Origin of the sequence: Moorena sp. SIO4A5 (assembly GCF_010672005.1) — a bacterium.
Classification (GTDB): domain Bacteria; phylum Cyanobacteriota; class Cyanobacteriia; order Cyanobacteriales; family Coleofasciculaceae; genus Moorena.
The window spans coordinates 1-3,159 of sequence record NZ_JAAHHZ010000565.1 but is presented as its reverse complement, the minus strand read 5'-3'; the positions used below and the strand labels follow the sequence as shown (position 1 = coordinate 3,159).

Below are 3,159 nucleotides of genomic sequence, written 5' to 3'. Positions count from 1 at the left end.
GGTCTTTATCCGAAGCTAGTCACTCAAACCTATGATGTGAAAACTGTAGCGGTTGCTGCTCAAATGCGCCAATCCTTACCAGTGATTGTTCAAGAGGAATCACCTCTATACTCTGGTACCTTCACAGCACCACAGTTAGCTAACACCAAGGCTCAACCTATTCTTGGGGTTACCCAGTATTGATTAGTTCCTGTTTCCAATTAGCGGGAGTTAAACAAAAAGAACGCCCCAAACAAAGTAGGAGCATCTCACTTTGGAAGAAACATACCGCAAATAGCTGTATCATGGTGATTCTACCGCCAAAATAAAACGATATATTTGCCAAAATGAGATGCTCCTAACAAAATGGGAGCATCTTACTGTTTTGATGGAAAGCGCGAGTGGGTAAAAACCCTTGTTACCTTGCTGTATCGCTTTTGAAATTAGTAGGTGCGCTCTTACCATTAAGAATTAAATTCGCGAGGGGTCGCACCTGTCGATGTCACAGACTAAAACTGTACCCTTTTCCCCACGAACGATTCGTAGTTCCTCATCCAGATAGAGAATTTGTAGACGACCTTTGGGCGATCGCTTCATGGTAAATGCTACTTCTCCAGTCTCTGGGTTCATCCCTTGGGGGGGTACTAAACCGAACATCAATTTCAAAAAACCAGACATCAATTTTTCTGTCAAACTTTTCTGTGAAGATGGGGATTGAACAGCAAAAATGCCTTGCCAATCTTTTAGATTTGTTGATGGATGGGGAGCTAAAATACCTCCTGTAAATTGTACTTGCAGCACCCAATCACTAACGGGATAACAAACGCCTTTGTTGCGTACAATTCCCCTGATTTGAGGCATAGACTCATCAACGGTCGTAAATTCCACAACGATATCATAACTGCGCTGTTGACCATCTCCCAACAAAAATACAGGTTGGAGAACTCGGTCAATCACCAGTTTTAATCCTGTGGGTTGAAACATATTAAAAGCAAGACGACCGAGAGTGTAAGCATACTGACCATCTGCCAGTTGCTCTCCTCCTGGAAAATTAGGTGCGCTAATTAACAACCATTCATTATCCAAGAGTTCTCCATGACGTGTTGGTGTTGTTGTCGGATTGAGTTGAGATAAATGATTAATTGCAGCAATTACCGCTTCATCCTTCGTATTTCCACCACAAGCGGCAAGCACTTGACGCAAAGCTGTTTTAGCTGATATACGTTTTTCTGAATCTACGACTACCATATTATTGCAAATTTTAGCTGTCCTGATGCTACTTTATATCATCCTGGATTGTTAAGTTTTTATTGAGTATTTTTTTCAAAAATGTTACATTTATTATGAATAAAAATCCAATACTTTTTTTTAAAATCCTACTATGTCTAGCAGCGTTTTACAGTCCGTAACCTCTCAAAAAAATGCAGTCCAAGAACTGGCAGCAGGTGGCTCTGATCCAGAAGTCTTTGACTGGCAAGAAGTTTGGTATCCTGTTTCTTACGTCAAGGATTTAGACAAATCCCAGCCCACTCGCTTCACTTTGTTAGAACAGGATATTGTCCTCTGGTGGGACAAGCATGAACAGATGTGGCGAGCCTTTTTCGATCAATGTCCACACCGTTTGGCTCCACTTTCTGAAGGTAGAATTAATCAGGATGGACGGCTAGAATGTCCCTATCATGGCTGGGCTTTTTCCGGAACAGGCCAGTGTGAGGTCATTCCACAGCAAAAAGAAAGGGGAAAGGCTGAAATTTCCCAACGTGCCTGTGTCAAATCACTACCGACTACAATTGCTCAAGGGTTGTTATTTGTTTATCCTGGACAAGCTGAGAATGCGGCTCAAACTAAGGTTCCTATTGTTGATGCCTTAGAAGAAGACCCGGACGGTTGGGTTTGCTTGAATACGTTTCGGGATTTGCCTTATGATGCCCTAACATTGATGGAAAATGTACTCGACCCCAGTCATATTCCTTACACCCACCACCGCAGTGTCGGTAACCGCGCTAATGTATCTCCTGTGGAATTGGAGGTTGTAGAATCAGGGAAGTGGGGATTTAAAGGGGTTTGGGCAGAAGGTCCCCGTAAAGGTACCCTAGGACGACAGGATACTACCTTTATTGCTCCTGGACTGATGTGGCATGACCTCACCTCCAAGCAGTTTGGCAGGACACTAACAGTTGTGTACGCGACTCCGATTCGCAAGGGAGAGTGTCGGCTATTTGCCCGCTTTCCTTTTAAGTTTTCCTCCAAATTACTAGGGTTATTTCTGAAACTAACTCCTAGCTGGTATTCCCATATTGGGCAAAATAATGTTTTGGAAGATGATCAGATTTTCTTGCATTACCAAGAAAGATATCTCGAAGAAAAAGGGGGTAGTGGTAATTTTAATAAAGCGTTTTACTTACCAACTAAAGCCGACCTATTTGTATTCCAGTTACGTTTTTGGGTGAATCAATATAGTATTGACCCATTTCCAGGAAAAACTCTACCACCATCACTACCCAAAGAAGTTCTCTTAGAAAGGTATCATTCCCACACGGAAAAATGCGCGAGTTGTCGTGGGGCTTTAGCGAACTTGCAACGGTTAAGGCTGGGATTAGCTGTAGGGACTGCACTGGTTTGGGTATTGCTTCCGTTACTGGTATTTATCCACCCTGAGGTATCTATTGTTACTGTTATTATTTTGACTGTAGCTGTTTTAATGAGTGGGGGAGTTTGGTGGGCTTTGGGTAAGTTAGAGCGGCAATTTTATCAAGGAAGAGAAATTCCACCCCGTAATTGGCCAGAGAAACAGTAAAAGGAAGCGAAGCCTAGTCACGCTTGTTGAGTGATCTAGATCTTCAGGGGATTGTAGATACAGGAGTTTTTTTCACAGCACAAGGAGGATGTGAGTAGTTTTCATTCTTAGAATGCTGGCTCCCACTCACTAATGTCAAGTCTTGGAACTCCTCGACCCATAAGCATTATTACACTTTTGACTTGACTTTTTGTCAGTCAACCAGATCTAAAATCTAAAATCTCATGACCACACCTGCCCATAATCTGATCCAGTCTATCTATGAAGCCATCAATCGTAGGGATGTTAACGCTGCGATGGAGTGGATAGACGACCAGTGTATTTACGAGGATCTCAACTTTTCCCAACCATTCAAAGGAAAGGAAGCTGTCAGACAACTTCTG

General features: G+C 42.7%; 2 protein-coding genes and 1 pseudogene. 2 read left to right on the top strand and 1 reads right to left on the bottom strand.

The annotated features are described in order from the left end of the window. A pseudogene (locus F6K57_RS41055) lies at positions 1-183 on the top strand (NAD(P)H-quinone oxidoreductase subunit 4); the annotation flags it as partial. Positions 184-450: 267 nt separating this feature from the next. Here the strand turns inward: F6K57_RS41055 and F6K57_RS41050 are convergent. Then, the gene (locus F6K57_RS41050; protein WP_293074801.1) at positions 451-1,227 is read right to left on the bottom strand and encodes a PAP/fibrillin family protein; all 777 of its coding nucleotides are present in this window, start codon (positions 1,225-1,227) and stop codon (positions 451-453) included. A gap of 133 nt (positions 1,228-1,360) precedes the next feature. Here F6K57_RS41050 and F6K57_RS41045 point away from each other — a divergent pair, with 133 nt between their 5' ends. Beyond that, a complete protein-coding gene (locus tag F6K57_RS41045) occupies positions 1,361-2,776 on the top strand; it encodes a Rieske 2Fe-2S domain-containing protein (RefSeq protein ID WP_293074798.1) in 1,416 nt (471 codons plus the stop codon). Positions 2,777-3,159 lie beyond the last annotated feature (383 nt).